Raw genomic sequence first — 1465 nt, 5'->3', positions numbered from 1 at the left:
GCCGATGTGTTCGGGGTGCGGTGCAAGGCGCAGCGTCCAGTGCTGGCTGTTGCCTGCCAGTTCCACAGTCCACAATCCGTTGAGCGAGTCAGGTTTGCTGTCGGTTGGACAGCCATCTTGCCCCGGTGGGGTGCTGCAAGCGGCCAAGCTCCATGCCAGCAGCAAGGCCGCGGCCGTGCGCCACGGGTGTTGACGGGTGTGCTTCGTGGTCATCATGGTTGTGCCGCCTGTGCAGCGGCTGCATTGGCCGCCCGTTGGGCAAATTCGGCCCGCAAGGCCTTGAGTTTTTCGCGGGGATTTTCTTGGGTGGTGTTCTCGTCCAGCCGCATCTCGGCAATGAAACGGCTGGGCAGGGCGGCCACGGTTTCGCGGCCTTTTTTGCGACGCCGGGTCCAGCTCACGGCCAAGCTGCGCTGGGCGCGGGTGATGCCCACGTACATCAGGCGGCGCTCTTCTTGCAGGCGCAACAAAATGCCCTCTTGGCTGGCCCCTTCGGTGCTGTCGTCACCCAGCTTGAAGGGCAGCAGTCCCTCGTTCACACCCACCAGCATCACATGCGGCCACTCCAAACCCTTGGACGCGTGCAGGGTGGACAGGGTCACCACGTTTTGGTCTTTTTCGCGCTCGCTCAGGGTGGAGATCAGCGAGATGGTTTGCGCCACATCCAGCAGATTTTTGATTTCGCTGGTTTGGGCTCCGGTGGCGTCTTCGATCTCGCCGCCGCAGCGCCCAGCCATCCAGTCGCAAAACTCCAGCACATTGGTCCAGCGGGCCGAGGCCACTTTTTCGTTGTCTTCGCCGTCGTACAGGTGCGACTCGTAACCAATCTCTTTGAGCCATTCCAGCAAAAACGCCAAGGCCGCGTCTTTGCCCAAGGTCAGGCGGGCGCGGTGCTCTAAGTCGTTGATGTAGCGGCCAAACTCGTGCAGCCCCGTCACGCCCCGTGCCGGCACCGCACTGGGCAAGCTGCCCGCAAACAAAGCCTCAAACAAACTCAGCTTGTACTGGGTGGCAAAAGTGCCCAACTGGCCCAAGGTCTGGTGGCCAATGCCGCGCTTGGGGCTGGTGATGGCGCGCAAAAAGGCCGGGTCGTCGTCGTTGTTGATCCACAGGCGAAACCAGGCGCACAGGTCTTTGATTTCGGCTTTGTCAAAAAAGCTCTGCCCGCCTGAGACCTTGTAGGGAATGTTGGCGCGGCGCAGGGCCTGCTCAAACGGCCTGGCCATGTGGTTGGCCCGGTACAAAATCGCAAAGTCCTTGAACTCGCGGTGTTTCGATTCAAGCGAATGTCCGCTGCGAATGGATTGGATGCGGGCAACCGCCCGGTCGGCCTCGTGTTCTTCGTTCACCGCGTCCACCACCCGCACGGGCTCGCCCTCGCCCAGTTCAGAGAACAGGGTTTTGGGGTAGAGCTTGGGGTTGGGCTCGATGACGTGGTTGGCCGCCCGCAAGATGGCGGAGGTGG

Annotated in this window: 1 protein-coding gene and 1 pseudogene; both read right to left on the bottom strand. The window is 61.8% G+C overall.

The features are described from left to right. Window positions 1-216, bottom strand: a pseudogene (locus Q0341_RS01755) (hypothetical protein); the annotation flags it as partial. Then, window positions 213-1465: 3'-5' exonuclease (locus tag Q0341_RS01750; protein ID WP_299510123.1), on the bottom strand; the 1253-nt coding region annotated here is incomplete at its 5' end. The pseudogene Q0341_RS01755 and the gene Q0341_RS01750, both read right to left, overlap by 4 nt.

It is taken from the genome of uncultured Limnohabitans sp., assembly GCF_937889215.1.
Lineage (GTDB): Bacteria > Pseudomonadota > Gammaproteobacteria > Burkholderiales > Burkholderiaceae_C > Limnohabitans_A.
Note: the sequence above shows the minus strand (reverse complement) of the source record. Positions and strands in the feature narration are given on the sequence as shown.